The organism is Flavobacterium beibuense F44-8 (assembly GCF_000769915.1).
Classification (GTDB): domain Bacteria; phylum Bacteroidota; class Bacteroidia; order Flavobacteriales; family Flavobacteriaceae; genus Flavobacterium; species Flavobacterium beibuense.
The window spans coordinates 61,215-80,055 of sequence record NZ_JRLV01000010.1; the positions used below are offsets into that span (position 1 = coordinate 61,215).

General features: G+C 38.3%; 15 protein-coding genes. 11 read left to right on the forward strand and 4 right to left on the reverse strand.

The features are described from left to right. Positions 1-169 precede the first annotated feature (169 nt). Together ubiE and porT are read left to right on the forward strand one after the other, a co-directional pair. Positions 170-898 (forward strand): bifunctional demethylmenaquinone methyltransferase/2-methoxy-6-polyprenyl-1,4-benzoquinol methylase UbiE, encoded by a 729-nt coding sequence (gene ubiE, locus Q763_RS10350; RefSeq protein ID WP_035133945.1) that lies wholly within the window; start codon positions 170-172, stop codon positions 896-898. Between the two features lie 4 nt (positions 899-902). Further along, positions 903-1,604 (forward strand): type IX secretion/gliding motility protein PorT/SprT, encoded by a 702-nt coding sequence (gene porT, locus Q763_RS10355; RefSeq protein ID WP_035133946.1) that lies wholly within the window; start codon positions 903-905, stop codon positions 1,602-1,604. Here the strand turns inward: porT and Q763_RS10360 are convergent. After that, the gene (locus tag Q763_RS10360; RefSeq protein ID WP_035133948.1) at positions 1,591-2,331 is read right to left on the reverse strand and encodes a TrmH family RNA methyltransferase; all 741 of its coding nucleotides are present in this window, start codon (positions 2,329-2,331) and stop codon (positions 1,591-1,593) included. The genes porT and Q763_RS10360 overlap by 14 nt on opposite strands. Before the next feature lie 39 nt (positions 2,332-2,370). Here Q763_RS10360 and tamL point away from each other — a divergent pair, with 39 nt between their 5' ends. The 3 genes from tamL to accD are packed head-to-tail and all read left to right on the forward strand — an operon-like array spanning position 2,371 to position 6,947. Beyond that, positions 2,371-4,941, forward strand: a complete 2,571-nt coding sequence (gene tamL, locus Q763_RS10365; RefSeq protein WP_052123389.1) for a translocation and assembly module lipoprotein TamL — start codon at positions 2,371-2,373, stop codon at positions 4,939-4,941. Between the two features lie 48 nt (positions 4,942-4,989). After that, complete coding sequence (gene fbaA, locus Q763_RS10370; protein WP_035133950.1) at positions 4,990-6,057, forward strand: class II fructose-bisphosphate aldolase; 1,068 nt, start codon at positions 4,990-4,992, stop codon at positions 6,055-6,057. Between the two features lie 35 nt (positions 6,058-6,092). Next, positions 6,093-6,947 (forward strand): acetyl-CoA carboxylase, carboxyltransferase subunit beta, encoded by an 855-nt coding sequence (gene accD / locus Q763_RS10375; RefSeq protein ID WP_035133952.1) that lies wholly within the window; start codon positions 6,093-6,095, stop codon positions 6,945-6,947. A 60-nt stretch (positions 6,948-7,007) separates the two neighbouring features. On the opposite strand, the gene Q763_RS10380 is transcribed toward accD, so the two are convergent. Further along, the gene (locus tag Q763_RS10380; protein ID WP_035133954.1) at positions 7,008-8,258 is read right to left on the reverse strand and encodes an ABC transporter permease; all 1,251 of its coding nucleotides are present in this window, start codon (positions 8,256-8,258) and stop codon (positions 7,008-7,010) included. Positions 8,259-8,415: 157 nt separating this feature from the next. Here Q763_RS10380 and purH point away from each other — a divergent pair, with 157 nt between their 5' ends. From purH to rodA, 6 genes are read left to right on the forward strand one after another with little or no spacing between them, the layout of a single operon-like run. Further along, the gene (purH, locus tag Q763_RS10385) at positions 8,416-9,942 is read left to right on the forward strand and encodes a bifunctional phosphoribosylaminoimidazolecarboxamide formyltransferase/IMP cyclohydrolase (protein WP_035133959.1); all 1,527 of its coding nucleotides are present in this window, start codon (positions 8,416-8,418) and stop codon (positions 9,940-9,942) included. 59 nt (positions 9,943-10,001) lie between these two features. Further along, a complete protein-coding gene (locus tag Q763_RS10390; protein ID WP_035133962.1) occupies positions 10,002-11,030 on the forward strand; it encodes a rod shape-determining protein in 1,029 nt (342 codons plus the stop codon). A 13-nt stretch (positions 11,031-11,043) separates the two neighbouring features. Beyond that, positions 11,044-11,868 carry a rod shape-determining protein MreC gene (gene mreC, locus Q763_RS10395; RefSeq protein ID WP_035133964.1) on the forward strand — a complete coding sequence of 275 codons (825 nt, stop codon included), beginning with the start codon at positions 11,044-11,046 and terminating at the stop codon, positions 11,866-11,868. Continuing rightward, positions 11,861-12,364 (forward strand): rod shape-determining protein MreD, encoded by a 504-nt coding sequence (locus tag Q763_RS10400; RefSeq protein ID WP_035133966.1) that lies wholly within the window; start codon positions 11,861-11,863, stop codon positions 12,362-12,364. Before mreC ends, Q763_RS10400 begins: the two co-directional genes overlap by 8 nt. Then, the gene (gene mrdA, locus Q763_RS10405; RefSeq protein WP_035133968.1) at positions 12,361-14,211 is read left to right on the forward strand and encodes a penicillin-binding protein 2; all 1,851 of its coding nucleotides are present in this window, start codon (positions 12,361-12,363) and stop codon (positions 14,209-14,211) included. Before Q763_RS10400 ends, mrdA begins: the two co-directional genes overlap by 4 nt. Continuing rightward, positions 14,211-15,467: a rod shape-determining protein RodA gene (rodA, locus tag Q763_RS10410; protein ID WP_035133970.1), complete on the forward strand. Its 1,257-nt coding sequence runs from the start codon at positions 14,211-14,213 to the stop codon at positions 15,465-15,467. Before mrdA ends, rodA begins: the two co-directional genes overlap by 1 nt. Positions 15,468-15,475: 8 nt before the next feature. Here the strand turns inward: rodA and Q763_RS10415 are convergent, their stop codons facing one another. Together Q763_RS10415 and Q763_RS10420 are read right to left on the reverse strand one after the other, a co-directional pair. Further along, positions 15,476-16,585, reverse strand: coding sequence for an ABC transporter permease (locus tag Q763_RS10415; protein WP_035133971.1), 1,110 nt, complete (start codon positions 16,583-16,585; stop codon positions 15,476-15,478). 5 nt (positions 16,586-16,590) lie between these two features. Further along, positions 16,591-18,789 carry a carboxy terminal-processing peptidase gene (locus tag Q763_RS10420; protein WP_035133973.1) on the reverse strand — a complete coding sequence of 733 codons (2,199 nt, stop codon included), beginning with the start codon at positions 18,787-18,789 and terminating at the stop codon, positions 16,591-16,593. Between the last annotated feature and the right edge of the window lie 52 nt (positions 18,790-18,841).

Here is an 18,841-nt window from a genome sequence, read left to right on the forward strand (position 1 = left end):
TAACACAGATAAAAAACAAAGATGAATGGGTTAACACCTATGCTTTTTTCAAAAAAGAATTAACTTATACATTATTAAAGCTAAGTATTAAATAATCAATCCGTATAGCTAATAATTAAAATCTGTTTTCCAAAAAACTATTTTTATCTTTGCGCCGTAAATATTTGTAATGTCACAAAACGTAACCCCTTATAAAGACTCCCAACTGGGAAAAAAAGAACAGGTAGCCCAAATGTTTGATACCATTTCAGGCAAGTATGACGGGCTTAACCGCGTAATCTCTTTTGGTATTGATGTTAAATGGAGAAAAAAAGTATTAAAACTGGTATCGGACACAAAACCCGAAACTGTTCTTGATATTGCCACAGGCACGGGCGACCTTGCCATTTTAATGACACAAACCGGAGCAAAAAAAATTACCGGACTTGACATTTCTGCAGGTATGCTTGAAGTAGGCCGTAAAAAAATAGCCGAAAGAAAGCTTGACAGTAAAATTGATATGGTACTGGGCGACAGTGAAAGCATTCCGTTTAAAGACAATAGCTTTGATGCAATCACCGTAGCTTTTGGGGTTCGTAACTTTGAAAACCTTGAAAAAGGACTTTCCGAAATTTTAAGAGTTCTAAAACCGGGTGGCATTTTTGTAATACTGGAAACATCAGTACCTACAAAAACACCTTTCAAACAGGGATATAAATTCTACACCAAATATATATTACCGTTAATAGGCAAACTGTTTTCTAAAGACAAATCGGCCTATGCCTACCTTAGCGAATCGGCCTCGGTTTTCCCTCATGGCGAAATGTTAAACAATATTTTGAGAAAAATTGGGTTTATAGAGGTGAAGAACAGACCACAAACAATGGGTGTGGCTACAATTTATTCCGCTTCAAAGTAATACAATGAAAAGATATTTAATATACCTTATCCTTATATGTGGTATGCAAGGCCATGCCCAGCTTAAAATATTTGGTAAAGACCCAATTATACACCTTGAGAACTTTGACAAGCAAAGAGTTCACTGGGGGTACTTTTTAGGCTTTAACAGCTATGGCTTTAAAATGGATTATATTGATGATCCGGTAACCGATATTGTAGTAAAACAAACCACCGGATTTAACGTAGGGCTTGTAGGAAACCTAAGGATTATGGAGCATCTGGACCTTCGTTTTGAACCGGGACTGTACTACACTCAAAGGGATCTTACTTATCCTGACATTGAACGCCAGAGCGACGCTTTAAGACAGGCAAAATCGACTTATATTCATTTCCCGTTATTACTTAAATTTTCTGCAAAAAGAACAGGTAACATAAAACCATACCTTGTGGGAGGTTTTTCAAGAACATTAAACCTTTCAAGTAACGCTTCGTCTCTTGACGACAACTACTCAGGAACTTTCAGGATGAAAAAATGGACCACCAACTATGAAGTAGGATTTGGTATTGATTTATACCTGGAGTACTTTAAGTTTTCACCATCCATTAGGGGAGTATTTGGGCTTAACGACGAGCTTATTCGCGACAACAACCCAGACAGCCCATGGACAGGAAACATAAACTCCATGAAAACAAGGGCCATTTTAATCAACTTTACTTTCCACTAAAAGAGCGCCTAAATTCGCTTAGTATTATCGCGGTAGCTGTAGCTACATTAAGGCTTTCGGTTTTTTGTATTGCACCAAAACGCGGTATGGCAATTTTATCGGTTACGGTTTGCTCAACAGCTGTTGATATTCCGTTTGCCTCGTTCCCAAAAACGACAATACCGTTTTCAGGAAGTTGCTGAGTATAAATATTTTCACCATCCATAAAAGTACCATATACCGGCAGTGACGTATTTTTAAGATATTCTTCTAAATCAGTATAAACAACTTTCACCCTGCTTATGGACCCCATTGTAGCCTGCACCACCTTTGGATTGTAGACATCCACACAACCTTTAGAGCATACTAAGTGGGTTACACCAAACCAGTCACACATCCTTATAATGGTACCTAAATTCCCCGGATCACGCACCTCATCTAGTGCAACTATAAGTCCGCCGTCAGGCAATATCTCATTTTCGTCAGGTATTAAAAAAACAGCCAAACAGGTGTTTTGTGTAGTAAGCGCACTAATTTTTTTCAGTTCGGCATCAGTCACCTCTATCCTTTTGGATTGAGGTATTGTATTAAAATCGTTTTGCGTAGTAAACAACTGATGTAATTCAAAATACGAGTTCAATAGCTCTTCCACCACTTTAACACCTTCGGCAATAAACATTTTATGCTCCTTTCGGTATTTTTTTTGCTGTAAACCCGTTATTGTCTTAATTTGGTTTTTACTAACCATAAAAAATGTATTTTTGAATTACGATTTAGAGCCCTGCCCTTGAGAAATAAGATAACAAAAATAGCACTTATTATATTAACCGCTTCTGTTTTATTTTCATGTTCCCTAACTAAAAGGGTTCCTGATGATAAACAGTTATTGCGTGAAACCGATATAACCGTAAACGACAAGAAAGTAAATGATGAGGATGTAACCAATCAGCTATATCAGTTACCCAACAGCGATGTACTTGGACTTAACATCAGGCTGCACATGTATAACTGGGCAACTCCTAACCCCGATTCATCATATCAGGCATGGCTGGACAGGAAACCTAACCGTCGCAAAAGATACACTGCCTTACTTTCAGACAAGCAGGTTCAACGCTTAGGACAGTCATTTTTGGTTGCCGGAATGAGTAGTTTTCTTAAAAATGTTGGTGAACCTCCTGTTATTGTAGATGAAAAACGCACACAAAGATCGGCTTCGAGATTAAGAGCCCACTATTTCAGACAAGGATATTTCCGCACCAAAGTAGATTACAAAATTGACAGCATAGGTGAGAAAAAAGCAAAAGTAAGCTACACAGTAGACACCGGAAAACCTTACATAGTAGACTCTATATCTACCCAAATCGCAACTCCGGTTCTGGACTCACTTTACCAAACCACAAAAGCAAAATCACTTATCAAAAAAGGGAAACAGTACAACCAAAATGATTTTTCGGGAGAACGCGACAGGATTACAAACTATTTCCTTAACCATGGGGTTTATAATTTCCAGCCTAACTATGTTTCCTATAATATAGACACAATCGGGACGGGATATAAAGCAAACGTAGAACTTTTAGTCACCGATGAGCTTATAAGAACACAGGATTCCACCTATACAAGACCATTTAAAATATACACCGTTAAGGAGGTTAATATATACACCGAAAACCCAAATGGTGAAGAAAACCCCGTTATAGATAGCACTACCTATAAAGGGTTTAACATATACAGTAACGGAAAACTTAACTACAGGCCAAAAGCTTTGACCGACCCTGTATTTATTACTCCGGGCAGTACCTATGCCGATTTTAGACGTACGCTTACTTACAGATACCTTTCTAACCTTAGTGTATTTTACTATCCTAAAATAATTTATGAGGTAGACCCAAATGATCCTAAAGGAACATCGCTTATTACAAACATATACCTTAAGCCTAAATCAAAGTTTGACCTTTCTACCAGTGTAGACTTTAATCACTCTAACATTCAGGATTTTGGTATACAGGGTAACATTACCTTATCTGCCAGAAATGTTTTTAGAGGAGCCGAGGTATTAAGTATCAGTACAAGAGGCAACATCGGTTCTTCAAGAGACCAGGCTATTAAAGACCGCTCATTCTTCAACATCCTTGAATATGGTGCCGATTTGAGACTGACCTTCCCGCGTATATTTTTCCCTATCAATACCGACAGGGTAATACGTAAGGAAATGATACCATCTACTACAATGAGTTTTGGTATAAGCAGGCAGCAAAACATCGGTTTAGATAAAGAGAGTTTTACAGGAATATTAAACTACAACTGGACACCTAAAAGAAACGTTACTGCAAAACTGGACCTTCTTAATATTCAATACATTCGTAATGTAAATCCGCAAAATTATTTTAACGTATACCAATCGTCTTACTCACGATTAAATGGTTACGCACTGCAATACCAGTCGCAAGTTGACCCTGATTATTTCACGACCAATCCGGACACAGGAGCAGAAGAGCTAATTATAGAATCTGGAACCAATGGTTTTATAAACGACGTTAAAAATGAAAGTGTAACCGTAAGTGAAGAAGACTACAAAAGCATTAACAGCCTTGAGGAAAGAAGACAAAGACTTACAGAGAACAACCTGATATTTGCTTCAAACTTTACTTATACCACAAGTACAAAAGAGAATCTTTTAGACAATACCTTTTTCATCTTTAAAACCAAACTGGAAACGGCAGGTAACTTCCTTACACTACTTTCCAGATTACAGGGTGATAAAAACATGAATGAAAACGGAAGAAGAACGTTTGTAAATGTGGAATACTCGCAATATGTAAAAACAGAATTCGACTTTATAAAACACTTTGACCTAAGGCGTGGAAAAGTACTTGCCATGAGAGCCTTTTTTGGTATCGCCATTCCTTACGGCAACTCCAACTCAATTCCGTTTACACGAAGTTACTTTGGTGGTGGGTCTAACGATAACAGAGCATGGCAATCCTACAGTCTTGGACCGGGACGAAGCGGAAGCCCTAACGACTTTAACGAAGCTAACTTCAAAATGGCTTACAGTGCCGAGTTGCGCTTTAATATATTCGGGCAGTTAAACGGCGCCGTGTTTGGCGATGTAGGTAACATTTGGAATGTTTTTGATAATGAGGAAGACGAAGACTACACCTTTAACGGTATTCAATCCTTCCGTGACCTGGCTTTTGGTTCGGGTTTTGGATTTAGATATGATTTTAATTTCTTTGTAGTCCGCCTTGACCTAGGTTTCAAAACATACAACCCGGGCAGGGAGGTAAACGACAGGTGGTTTAAAGAATATAATTTCTCCCACTCTGTTCTAAATGTCGGAATTAATTATCCGTTCTAAATTTAAAAATACTATTTTTGTAAATTAATTTTAAAAATCTATAAATAAATGGCTCATAATATTAAACCCGGGGTTGCAACCGGAGATCAGGTTCAGGAGATCTTTCAGTACGCTAAAGAAAAAGGATTTGCTCTACCGGCAGTAAACGTAACGGGATCAAGCACAATAAACGGAGTACTTGAAACAGCTGCAAAATTAAATGCACCGGTAATCATTCAGTTCTCTAACGGCGGTTCGTCTTACAATGCAGGTAAAGGATTATCTAACGACGGTCAGAAATCTGCTATTTTAGGTGCTATTGCAGGAGCAAAACATATACATACACTTGCAGAAGCTTATGGAGCTACTGTTATATTACACACAGACCACTGTGCTAAAAACTTACTACCTTGGATAGACGGTTTACTTGATGCTAGTGAAGAGCACTTCAAAGCTACAGGAAAACCACTTTTCAGCTCTCACATGATTGACTTATCAGAAGAGCCTCTTGAGGAAAACATAGAAATTTCTAAAAAATACCTTGAGAGAATGAGTAAAATGGGCATGACCCTTGAAATCGAATTAGGTATTACAGGAGGTGAAGAAGACGGAGTAGACAACTCTGACGTAGACAGCTCTAAACTATACACTCAGCCGGAAGAAGTAGCTTATGCTTATGAAGAACTAAGCAAAGTTTCTAACAGATTCACTGTAGCGGCTGCTTTTGGTAACGTACACGGTGTATACAAACCGGGCAACGTAAAACTTACACCAAAAATCCTTAAAAACTCTCAGGATTACATTCAGGAGAAATACAACACAGGTGTTAACCCTGTAGATTTTGTTTTCCACGGTGGTTCAGGTTCTACACTTGAAGAAATCAGGGAAGCAATTACTTATGGTGTAATCAAAATGAACATTGACACTGACCTTCAGTTTGCATTTACAGAAGGTATCCGTGATTATGTTTCTAAAAACATTGAATATCTTAAAACTCAAATAGGTAACCCTGAGGGAGCCGACTCTCCAAACAAAAAATACTACGATCCAAGAAAATGGATGCGTGAAGGAGAACTTACCTTTAACGCAAGGCTTGCAAAAGCTTTTGAAGACCTGAACAACGTTAATACCCTATAATAATTAGGGCCGTATAACTAACTAATATTTGTAAAATGGCTTGGTTTAAAAGAACGGAAAAAGGAATACAAACACCAACCGAGAACAAGAAGGATGTACCTAAAGGATTATGGTACAAATCACCAACCGGTAAAATTGTTGATGCCGAAGAACTGGCAAAAAACTTTTATGTAAGCCCTGAAGACGGATACCACGTTAGGATAGGCAGTAAGGAATATTTTGAAATACTGTTTGACAATAACGAGTATGAAGAACTTGATGCCGATATGACATCAAAGGATCCTCTTAAGTTTGTGGACACCAAAAAGTATGGCGATCGTTTAAAAGACGCGCAGGAAAAAACAAAACTTAAAGATGCCGTTAGAACCGGAGTAGGAAAATCTAAAGGAAAAGACATCGTTATAGCATGTATGGATTTCGCTTTCATCGGCGGATCTATGGGAGCTGTGGTAGGTGAAAAAATTGCACGTGCAATCGACCACTCTATCAAAAACAGGATTCCATTCCTTATGATATCTAAATCTGGTGGAGCAAGAATGATGGAGGCTGCTTATTCACTTATGCAGCTTGCTAAAACATCGGCTAAACTTGCTCAGCTTGCAGATGCTAAAATCCCTTACATCTCTCTATGTACTGACCCTACAACAGGTGGTACAACTGCATCATACGCGATGCTTGGAGATGTAAACATTTCAGAACCGGGAGCTCTTATCGGGTTTGCAGGTCCGCGTGTAGTAAAAGACACTACAGGTAAAGACCTACCTGAAGGATTCCAAACTGCAGAGTTTGTATTAGAACACGGTTTCCTTGACTTTATCACCCCTCGTAGAGAGCTTAAAGACAAGATTAACCTGTACCTTGACCTTATTCAAAATCAACCGGTACGATAAATAAACAAATAAAAAAAGCCCCTGCAATGCAGGGGCTTTTTTTATTTGTTTATACTTTAATTACATTCCACTTCTGATAGCCTCTACAGGATCTAACCTTGACGCCGAAACCGCAGGCATTATTCCCGAAACAAGACCAATAGCTACCGATATACCTACACCCCAAATAATATTGGCTGCACTTAAAACAAACTCAAAGTCAAACACCTTGGTTAAAACAGCCGCTATTACCCATACGAGCGCCATACCTACCAGTCCGCCAATTACGCAAAGTATAATAGCTTCAAACAAAAACTGAAGCAATATAAATTTCCTTTTTGCACCAAGCGCTTTTTGAATACCTATAAGATTAGTCCTTTCTTTAACTGAAACAAACATAATATTAGCAATACCAAATCCGCCAACAATAATGGAGAAAAAGGCTATTATACCGCCACCAAGGTTTAGGTTAAACACAATATCATCAATAAAATCAGTAAACCCCGAAAGGATATCAATCATAAAATTATCAATCTCACCAGCTTTTATACCCCTGTAACTTCTTAACTTATAAGCCACCTCTGCCTTTACTTCTTCCCCGGTATAACCAGCCTTTGGTTTTATGATAATTATAGGCGTCATAAAATCATTATGATCACCATATTTGCGACGTAAAAAGTTAACCGGAAGAAATACAGCCGTATCATTATTTTCGCCAAAGCTCCCCTGCCCCTGTTTGTTTAAAACACCTATCACGGTAAATTTCTGACCATACATTCTTATTTTCCTACCTACAGGATCAGCAGCTCCAAACAAAGCATCGGCCACTTCATAACCAATTACGATAACCGGCGTACCGGAAACCGATTCGGCCTCATTATAAAAACGCCCGTTAGATATATCCAGCTTCTGTATATCGGTAAACTCATACGACACCGGAACAACATTTATATCACTAACCGATTTGTCGTTGTATTTCACTACTTCCCTATTGGTAAAAATCTGGTACGCCAGCTTATCAGCCATTGTTACCGATTCTTTCAGGTACTGATACTCGGCATAAGTAACATCAGGAAACTGATCTCTTTTCCACCTTGGCACATTACTGGGCGCAAAAGAAAATCTTTTTAAATACATGGTATTCCTGTCCACACTGCTAAGCTGCTCTTTTATTTGCCTGTCCATAGAATCTACAGCCGCCCAAACAGCAATGATAGAAAATATACCTATAGTAACTCCCAGCAGCGATAAAAAGGTACGCAGCTTATTGTTTCTAAGTGCATTTAGGGCAAATCCGAGGCTTTCTCTAAGCAAACGCAGGTATAACAGCATAACATTTTTTATTGAGTTGTGTAAAATTCAATATTTTTTTCGCAAAATCCTAAAAACTAAAAACATTAAAATAAAAAAAACATAAAATTATATGTTATATCTCTTTGAATGTTAGCCATACAATAACTACTTTTGCACCTTTAGAACACGCATCAAAATGAGCACAGTAAAAAACATTTCATCGGCCCTTATCTCAGTATTCGATAAAGACGGCTTAGAACCTATTGTTAGGAAACTACACGAAAATTCAGTAACCATCTATTCTACCGGAGGAACAGAATCTTTTATCAAAGATTTAGGCATACCGGTTGTAGCTGTTGAAGACGTAACTTCTTACCCTTCAATACTTGGAGGACGAGTAAAAACATTACACCCAAAAGTATTTGGAGGTATTCTTAACCGTCAGGATAACGAGTCGGACGTACAGCAGATGAAAGAATTCGATATCCCGCAAATTGACCTGGTTATCGTTGACCTGTATCCTTTTGAAAAAACTGTAGCATCAGGAGCTCCTGAAGCCGACATTATAGAGAAAATCGATATTGGTGGTATTTCACTTATCCGTGCTGCTGCAAAAAACTTTAAAGACACAGTTATTGTTGCCTCTGTAGATGAGTACAGCCTGTTTTTAGATATGATTACTAAAAACAACTGCGGTACTACAATTGAGGAAAGAAGACTACTTGCTACAAAAGCATTCCATGTTTCTTCAAACTACGATACTGCTATATTTAATTACTTTAATACAGACGATACTTACTACAAAGAGAGTATTGCTAACGGACAGGTACTTCGTTATGGCGAAAACCCTCACCAAAAAGGTTTCTTCTTTGGCGAGTTTAACAAAATGTTCAGCAAACTTCACGGTAAGGAATTATCATACAACAACCTTCTTGATGTAGATGCTGCCGTTAACCTAATGCAGGAATTTAAAAACGACGACCCTACGTTTGCTATACTTAAACACAACAATGCTTGTGGTTTAGCAACAAGAAGCAATGTAAAAGACGCTTATCTTGACGCTCTTGCAGGCGACCCTACTTCTGCCTTTGGAGGTGTACTTATCTCTAATGCAAAAATAGACAAGGCTGCTGCCGATGAGATAAACCAGCTTTTCTGTGAGGTTGTTATCGCTCCGGCTTATGACAACGACGCTCTTGAGGTGCTTCAGGAAAAGAAAAACAGAATTATTTTAATTCAAAACGAAGTGGAACTACCTGCTAAACAGGTTAGAACATGCTTAAACGGATTATTAGTTCAGGATAAAGACAATATTACAGACAATAAAGAGCATTTAAATACCGTTACAGTAACTTCACCTACTGAGCAGGAAGTGGAAGACCTGCTGTTTGCTTCAAAAATCTGTAAGCATACAAAATCCAATACCATCGTTTTTGCTAAAAACAAACAGTTGTTTGCCAGCGGTACCGGACAAACGTCTCGTGTAGATGCTTTAAGACAGGCTGTAGAAAAAGCAAATTCATTTAACTTTGACCTTAACGGAGCTGTAATGGCAAGTGATGCGTTTTTCCCTTTCCCGGATTGCGTTGAACTAGCTAAGCAGGCAGGAATCACCGCTGTAATACAGCCTGGAGGTTCAATTAAAGACGAACTAAGTATAAACTACTGCAATGAAAACAATGTTGCAATGGTATTTACAGGAACACGTCATTTTAAACATTAATTTGTTATTTTTGTTTGTGCATCTAATTTTAAATAAACTAAACCCTGAGGAATTAAAGTATGGGATTTTTTGATTTCATGACCGAGGATATTGCGATTGACCTTGGTACCGCAAACACCCTGATTATACATAATGACAAAGTTGTTATTGACAGCCCGTCGATAGTAGCACGGAACCGTGTTACCGGTAAAATAATAGCCGTTGGTAAGGAAGCCAATATGATGCAGGGTAAAACCCATGAAAATATCAAAACCATACGTCCGCTTAAAGACGGGGTTATTGCAGACTTTGCTGCATCGGAAGAAATGATAAAAATGTTTATCAAAAGTATTCCGGCTTTAAAAAAGAAACTGTTTCAACCGGCCCTTCGCATGGTTATCTGTATCCCTTCGGGTATTACCGAAGTGGAGATGCGTGCAGTAAAAGAATCTGCCGAAAGGGTAAACGGTAAAGAAGTATACCTAATCCACGAACCTATGGCTGCGGCCATAGGTATTGGTGTGGACATCATGCAGCCTAAAGGTAACATGATTGTAGATATAGGTGGTGGTACTACCGAGATTGCTGTTATAGCACTGGGTGGTATTGTATGTGACAAATCGGTTAAGATTGCGGGTGACGTTTTCACTAACGATATTGTTTATTACATGAGAACCCAGCATAACCTTTTTGTTGGTGAGACAACTGCCGAAAAAATTAAAATCCAGATTGGTGCCGCCCTTGAAGACTTAGAGTCTCCACCGGAGGAAATGTCTGTTCAGGGTCGTGACCTTTTAACAGGTAAACCAAAACAGGTTGATGTTTCATACCGTGAAATCGCCAAAGCCCTTGATAAGTCTATTCAACGTATTGAGGACGCTGTTATGGAAACCTTATCACAAACCCCTCCGGAGCTTGCTGCCGATATTTACAATACCGGTATTTACCTTGCAGGTGGTGGTTCGATGTTAAGAGGACTTGACAAGCGTATATCACAAAAAACAGACCTACCGGTTTACATCGCCGAAGACCCTTTAAGAGCGGTTGTACGCGGTACCGGAATGGCACTTAAAAACATCGAGAAATTCAGGAGCATACTTATCAAATAAACAGCAATAGTTCATGCAGCAAATATTTAATTTTATATTTAAAAACAGTATCTTATTACTGTTTTTGCTGCTTTTAGGCATATCGTTATCGCTGGTATTTCAGTCTCACTACTACCACAGGAGCAGAGCTGTTACATCGGCTAACGCTATATCGGGCTATACCTACGAAAAAATAAATGACGTAGAGCAGTATTTTAGCCTTAAAGAACAAAATGATAAGCTTGCTACCGAAAATGCCACATTAAAACAATTGCTGTACAACAGTCAGGACACTATTAATATTCCTGCTGTACAGAAACCACAGGGACTGGATAATTTTACCGTTATACAGTCTAAAGTTATCTCCAACTCTTACAACAATCAAGAAAACTACCTTACGATTAATAGCGGTACTAACGACGGCGTTAAACCGGATATGGGCGTTGTAAGCAGCTTAGGTGTTGTAGGTATAATAGAGAATACATCAAAAAATTACGCTACGGTAATCAGTATACTAAACTTAAAGTTTAAACTGGATGCCAAGATTAAAGGCAGTAACTACTTTGGGACCCTGAAATGGGATGCAAAAAATGCAGGTTACGCCCTACTTACTGAAGTACCAAGACTGGCATCTGTAAAAAAAGGTGACACTATTGTAACCGGAGGACGATCGGTAATATTCCCGGAAAACATTCCGATAGGAAAAATTGAAAATATTTTCAGGGACACCAAAACAAATTATTACACCCTAAATGTTAGACTGTTTAACGACATGACTAACCTTGACCATGTATACATTATAGAAAATAAAGACTTACAGGAAATAAGAGACCTGGAAGCCCGTACCGGAGATGAATAGTACACTTATAGGCAACATATCACGATTTGTTCTTTTAATGGCAGCACAAATTCTTGTTTTTAACAAGATGGAACTGTTTGGCTATACCGCATTTCCGTATATATTATACATCCTTTTATACCCTGTTAACGGCAACAAAGCTTTATTACTTATCACTGCCTTCTTTTTAGGGCTAACTCAGGATATCTTTTTAAACACATCAGGACCACATGCCGCTGCCTGTGTTTGCTTAGCCTATTTCAGGCCTGCTTTTTTCAGATTCTCATTCGGTATCAGTTACGAATATCAAACTATACGGATAAATGACCGCCTTACGCCCGAACGTTTTTCATTTATTCTGATTTCAGTTGTAACACACCATTTAATTTTATATCTTTTGGAGTTATTAAGGTTTTCTCTTATCATAGACACCCTGATAAGAACGGTTGCAACTACTGCATTCACCTTGATTCTTAGTATTACCATAATTTATTTAATTAAGCCGGGCAAACAATGAGAAAGATTTTACTGCCAGCCATAATTATAGCTGCAGCGCTACTGATAACAGTCAGACTTTATTATCTACAAATACTTGACGACTCCTACATTGAGGCATCAGACAACAATGCCGTTAAAATAAAATACGAATACCCTGAGCGCGGTTACATATACGACCGTAACGGAGAGCTACTGGTAGCTAACCAACCTTCATACGACATTATGGTTACACCTAATGAAATGAAGGATACAGATACGCTTGAAATATGCAGTCTTTTAAGTATCACCAAAGAAGAATTTATACGAAAAGTTGAAAAGGCAAAAGTATACAGCCCAAGGCTACCCTCTATCTTTTTAGCTCAGCTGAACAAAAAAGAGTTTGCCGCTTTTCAGGAAAAAATACGTCGCTTTAAAGGTTTTGATATCGTTAAGCGTTCACTAAGAGATTATCAGGTAAACGAAGCAGCCAATGTTTTTGGCTACATCCAGCAGGTTAATGATTATATCATTCAAAAAAATCCATATTACAAGAGCGGTGACCTTATAGGCAGACAGGGAGTTGAAGAAATGTATGAGGATGTACTTAGAGGTGTAAAAGGTGTAAAACGCATACAGAGAGACCGTTTTGGAAGAGAAATAGGTCCTTTTAAGGAAGGCATGTATGACACTATTGCCGTAAAAGGAAAAGACATCACATTAACCCTTGATGCCGAACTACAAAAATATGGCGAATCACTAATGTTTGAAAAGCGGGGCGGTATTGTTGCTATCGAACCAAAAACCGGCGAAATACTGGCATTGGTTACCGCTCCCTCTTACGACCCTGCTATACTTGTAGGACGCAAACGTTCAGAGAACTACACCAAATTATCAAGAGACACAATAGGTGTACCCTTATTTGACCGCGGACTTTTAGCCGAGTATCCTCCCGGATCTCCGTTTAAAATTCTTACCGGACTTATAGGACTACAGGAAGAGGTAATTGACGAGAATACTACCTTTATTTGCCACCATGGTTTCTTTTATGGCCGCGGCGCTTTTATGAAATGTCACGATAGCGGTCCGTCAAAACTGCATAACGGTATATACAACTCCTGTAACACTTACTTTGCCAGCACTTACAAACTGACTATAGATAAATACGACAAACCTAAAGACGGTATGGATGCCTGGAGCAACCATTTAAAGAGTTTTGGGCTTGGTAACTTTTTAGGGTATGACCTGCCACCGGGAAGAAGAGGATTAATACCCGATGGTGATTACTACAACCGTTACTACCCTAATGGCGGTTGGAGAAGCACAACCACGATATCAAATGCTATTGGACAGGGTGAGATTAAAATGACGCCTATCCAGCTGGCAAACATGATGGCTACCGTTGCTAACGAGGGTTATTATTACACTCCTCATATCATCAAAAGCATTCAGGATGGTAAAATTGACGAGAAGTTTACCACCAAGCATGAAACCACTATCAACAAAGAGCATTTTAAACCGGTTATAGATGGGCTATATGATGTGTATAATTTAGGTACAGCAAAAAGCCTTCGTGTTGAAGGCATAGAGATTTGTGGTAAAACAGGTACAGCCGAGAACTATGCCAAAATAAACGGTAAAAGGGTAAAACTACAGGATCACTCGGTATTCGTAGCATTTGCTCCAAGGCATGATCCAAAAATCGCTATTGCCGTATTTATTGAAAACGGATATTGGGGAGCGCGTTGGGCAGGACCTATTGCCAGCCTTATGATAGAAAAATACCTTAAAGGCGAAATAACACGTAAGGATTTAGAAACAAAAATGCTTACACAGGGCCTTAAAGAGGAATATGATAAAGTTATAAACGGATATTATAATAACAAGTAATGAGAAATCAGAGTGTAATTAATAATGTTGACTGGCCTTTAATTTTCCTATATACCGCATTGGTATTACTGGGCTGGATGACTATATACTCTGCTTCCTTACCAACAAACCCGGGTTCTATTTTTGACCTGAGTGAGATTTATGGTAAGCAAATGCTTTTCATAATGATGTGTATCCCTTTGATAAGCGTGATACTTATGCTCGATGCTAAAGTTTACGAGAAGTACTCCCTCATATTTTACATTCTATCACTCATACTACTTGCCGGACTCTTTGTTGCCGGTAAAACCATAAAGGGGCAAACCAACTGGTATGCCTTTGGAGGCTTTAGCATACAACCTTCAGAATTTGCCAAGATAGCCACTTCGCTTATACTTTCTAAATACCTGAGTGATGTACAAATAAACCTAAAGACGACCAACAATCAAATGGTAGCCTTTGGTATCCTTGCAATGCCGGTACTACTTATCATGATGCAGCCAGATGCGGGTAGTGCCATGATATTTTTATCACTAGCTTTTGTACTGCACCGTGAAGGTTTACCGTCGTGGTATTTATGGACAGGCTTTTTTGCAATACTGTTATTCCTTCTAGCATTACTTATAAAACTACAGTTCCTGGTGGTTTATATTATTGCCGGAATTATTATCCACTATGTACTGAACAGAAAAAACAAAAGAAACATATTCATCTACGTTATCACATTAATAGCAATGATAGGTTTTACCTTCTCGGTAGATTATGTTTTTAACAACGTACTGGAAGAACACCAAAAGGATCGTATTAATGTACTTTTTGATAAAAATGTAAATATTCAGGCAGAGGGTTACAACCTAAACCAATCAATGATTGCTATTGGATCGGGTTCGTGGACAGGTAAAGGATACTTAGAAGGAACACAAACAAAAGGTAAGTTTGTACCCGAACAACATACTGATTATATTTTTACTACAGTAGGTGAAGAATGGGGCTTTGCAGGTTCAATGGTTGTAATAGTATTATTCGTAACTCTATTACTACGCATACTATATCTCGCAGAAAGGCAAAAATCGCGCTTTAGCCGAACGTATGGTTATTGTGTGGCAGCATTGCTGTTTACACACTTTTTCGTTAATATAGCGATGCTTATAAAGCTTTTCCCAACTATCGGGGTACCGCTTCCGTTTTTCTCTTATGGAGGATCAAGCCTGTTTGCTTTTACTACCCTGCTTTTTATTTTTATAAAACTGGATGCCAATAAGGTTAATGAGTGGTAGTTATTATTCTACTCTGCTTTAACATCGAGAGCATCCCTTAAGGCATTACCTACCATCATAAAGGCAAGTACCAATAATAACATGGCTATACCCGGCGCTAATGCCAAATAGGGTTTTCCTAAAATAATATAATTGTAGTGATCCTTAATCATACCTCCCCAGCTTGGCACGGGCGGCTGTGCTCCCAGTCCTAAAAAGCTAAGTCCGCTTTCCACCAGAATTGCCGAGGCAAAATTGGCCGCCGATATCACTATAACCGGAGCCATACTATTAGGCAGTATATGATTAAATATTATCCTGATATTGTTATACCCTAAAGCCCTTGCAGCCGTTACAAACTGCATTTGTTTGATACTCATAACCTGCCCCCTAACCACACGGGCAACCTCTACCCACATAGTGAGTCCTACAGCTACAAAAACCTGCCAGAATCCTTTTCCTAAAGCCAAAGTGATAGCTATTACTAAAAGTAGCGTAGGTATAGACCAGATTATATTTACCAGCCACATTACAAAAGCATCTACCTTACCGCCAAAAAACCCGGCAATGGCACCAAAAAATATCCCTACAATAAGTGAGATAAATACGGCTACGAAACCAATAGCAATAGAAACACGTGAGCCAACAATAAGCCTGCTTAATAAATCCCTTCCCTGACTATCAGTCCCCAGTATAAACTTTTGTTCCTTAATAAAGTCTGTCTTAATAGTTTCGGGATCAGTTGTACCAAATACCGTAAGCGGAACTGATTTAGTAACTGCTAAATCAGGGTCGTTAGCATATTCGGTATAAGTAAGGCTGTCACTGTTTATTTCATAACCAAGTATAGGCACTTTAGGCTGAACAAATTCTTTCCCTGTAAAATAATCAGACAGGTGTGTTTCCTCTGTTTTACCCGGCACAGGAAGCGTTAGCATTTCTACTTTAAACCCCGGCGACTTAGAATGAATAGACAAATCCCCCCAGTTAGCATTTTTGGTATTATCGGGCGCAAACACATAGGCAAACACAGCAATAAATACCAAAATCAAAATGAATGATAAACTTAAAACGCCCCAAAAGTTCTTTTTAAACTTTTGGAGCGCTAAGATTGTGAGGGATTGATTATTTCTACTCATTAAAACTATCTTGTTTTAATAGGTTTTTCTTTCTTGTTAAGTGTAACCGCTGTTTTAGCCGATTTATCCTGCATGTCACCAAGTACATTTATTGCTTCTTCAACATAAACATCTTTAGCCAGGCTCTCATACCATATTTCCTTTTTCTCTGCAAAGGCAGGGTCTTTATCAAAAATCGCCTGTTCGTATGGAAGCGGTTTAAATTCAAGTCCGTTTTTGTAATCAGAGATAGCTTTAAACTTCTTGGTAATATCTTCGGTCTTTTTAAGCTCTGCCTTAAACTTATCAATATTCAGGTCAAACTGATTGTCGTCTTTTTTAGCATCAATCCACTTTGCATTTTCGTCAATAAGTTTAAACTGGTCATTTTTAGAAATCCTGTCGTTACTTTTAGCAATAACTAAATCGTAGTTACTTTTAAACGGCTTAAATGAAGCTGCATCTATTTTATCCCAAGGCATAGCCGTTTCACTATCACGCTCACCCATTTGCAGATAAGCATACCTGTCCGGCATTACAATATCACTGTAAACACCTTCTCTTTGGGTAGAACCACCATTAATTCTGTAAAACTTCTGCGTAGTGGTTTTAAGCGCACCAAGATCGCCCATTGAGTTACCTCTTACAAACTGGTTAAGATCTATTACATTTTGTACTGTACCCTTACCATACGTATGTCTGCTACCCAGTATTAATCCGCGGTTATAATCCTGAATTGCTGCTGCAAAAATCTCTGAAGCAGAAGCTGAGAAATTGTTCACTAAAACTACAAGCGGTCCGTCCCACTCTACTTTAGTTCCTTTATCCTCTAATACTTCTTTATTCTTGTTAGATGATTTTACCTGAACAACAGGTCCTTCAGGCACAAATAAACCTGTCATATCTACAACAGTTCTAAGTGAACCTCCACCGTTATTTCTTAAATCGATAACAATACCGTCTACTCCATATTCTCTTAATCTGATAACCTCCTGCTTAACATCTTTAGCAGCATCACGGTTATCTTTATTTTCAAAATCAATGTAGAACTTAGGCAAGTTAATGATACCGTATTTTTTTCCGTCTTTCTCTACAACGCTCGATTTGGCATAGGTCTCTTCAATCTCTACAACCTCTCTCACTATAGGAATAACATCAATACTACCGTCTACTTTTTTAACGGTTAAGCGAACCTCAGTTCCTTTAGGACCTTTAATTTTCTTAACCACATCATCAAGGCGCATACCTGCAATATCAACAGGCTCTTCTTCACCCTGAGCTACTTTCATAATAAGATCACCCTGCTCAAGCTCTTTCCCTCTCCACGCAGGTCCGCCCGGAATAAGTTCAGATATTTCTACATAATCACTTTTCTTTTGCAGCCTGGCACCAATACCTTCAATAGAACCTCTCATACTGGTATCAAACTTCTCCTTATCATCGGGAGCAAAGTAGAATGTGTGCGGATCAAACCTCTCTACAATAGAGTTAAGATATATACTAAACCACTCATCACGGGTAAGATCGTCAATAAACTCAAAGTATTGGTCTAATGATTTACGACTTGATTCGCGCGCCTCTTTTTCCAGCTCTTCAAAAGATTTCATTTCAGGCTTATCAGCTTTCTCTTTTTCTTCAGCCGACTTCTTGTTGTAAGTCTCAAGATTTTTCTCCTGCACTTTTTGCTTATCTGTTATAGATGAAAGTACAGATAGCTTAAGTTGTTTTTCCCAACGTAACTTTAGTTCATCTTTAGATTTAGCATATGGCTTATGCTCATAATCGGCATCAAAAGTTTCATCAATACTGTAATCAAAAGGTTTATCCAATATATCTTTATAAATATCTTCAGACTCTTTTAATCGCTGGATCAATTTAGTGTACGTAAGATCAAAAAAGGTAAGATCCTGAGTATTGATCATATCATCTATCTGAGTTTCATATTTAGCAAACTCATCAATATCTGATTGTAAGAAAAAACGTTTTGAAGGATCAAGTCCTTCAATGTAGTCTTTGTATACTCCTTTAGAGAAATCGTCGTTAATAGCAGCCGGATCATAATGCCCTTTTTCAATAACAAACGTTATAAGTTCCAGTAAAAGTTTGTCCTTATCTGGGTCAGATTCTTTTTTTCCGGGGATAAAACTAAGTAGTGCCACCGCAAGCACGGCAACAAACATCAGTATTTTATAGTTTCTTTTCATAAATTCCAAAATAGCTTTCATTATATAATCTGTATAAAAAAGCGTGCCAAAAATTCAAACGGCATGAGTTAAC

Bases quoted from the DNA above. Each gene is read 5' to 3' on its own strand.
- ubiE (WP_035133945.1), top strand. From the start codon at position 170: ATGTCACAAAACGTAACCCCTTATAAAGACTCCCAACTGGGAAAAAAA.
- porT (WP_035133946.1), top strand. From the start codon at position 903: ATGAAAAGATATTTAATATACCTTATCCTTATATGTGGTATGCAAGGC.
- Q763_RS10360 (WP_035133948.1), bottom strand. From the start codon at position 2,331: ATGGTTAGTAAAAACCAAATTAAGACAATAACGGGTTTACAGCAAAAA.
- fbaA (WP_035133950.1), top strand. From the start codon at position 4,990: ATGGCTCATAATATTAAACCCGGGGTTGCAACCGGAGATCAGGTTCAG.
- accD (WP_035133952.1), top strand. From the start codon at position 6,093: ATGGCTTGGTTTAAAAGAACGGAAAAAGGAATACAAACACCAACCGAG.
- Q763_RS10380 (WP_035133954.1), bottom strand. From the start codon at position 8,258: ATGCTGTTATACCTGCGTTTGCTTAGAGAAAGCCTCGGATTTGCCCTA.
- purH (WP_035133959.1), top strand. From the start codon at position 8,416: ATGAGCACAGTAAAAAACATTTCATCGGCCCTTATCTCAGTATTCGAT.
- Q763_RS10390 (WP_035133962.1), top strand. From the start codon at position 10,002: ATGGGATTTTTTGATTTCATGACCGAGGATATTGCGATTGACCTTGGT.
- mreC (WP_035133964.1), top strand. From the start codon at position 11,044: ATGCAGCAAATATTTAATTTTATATTTAAAAACAGTATCTTATTACTG.
- Q763_RS10400 (WP_035133966.1), top strand. From the start codon at position 11,861: ATGAATAGTACACTTATAGGCAACATATCACGATTTGTTCTTTTAATG.
- mrdA (WP_035133968.1), top strand. From the start codon at position 12,361: ATGAGAAAGATTTTACTGCCAGCCATAATTATAGCTGCAGCGCTACTG.
- rodA (WP_035133970.1), top strand. From the start codon at position 14,211: ATGAGAAATCAGAGTGTAATTAATAATGTTGACTGGCCTTTAATTTTC.
- Q763_RS10415 (WP_035133971.1), bottom strand. From the start codon at position 16,585: ATGAGTAGAAATAATCAATCCCTCACAATCTTAGCGCTCCAAAAGTTT.
- Q763_RS10420 (WP_035133973.1), bottom strand. From the start codon at position 18,789: ATGAAAGCTATTTTGGAATTTATGAAAAGAAACTATAAAATACTGATG.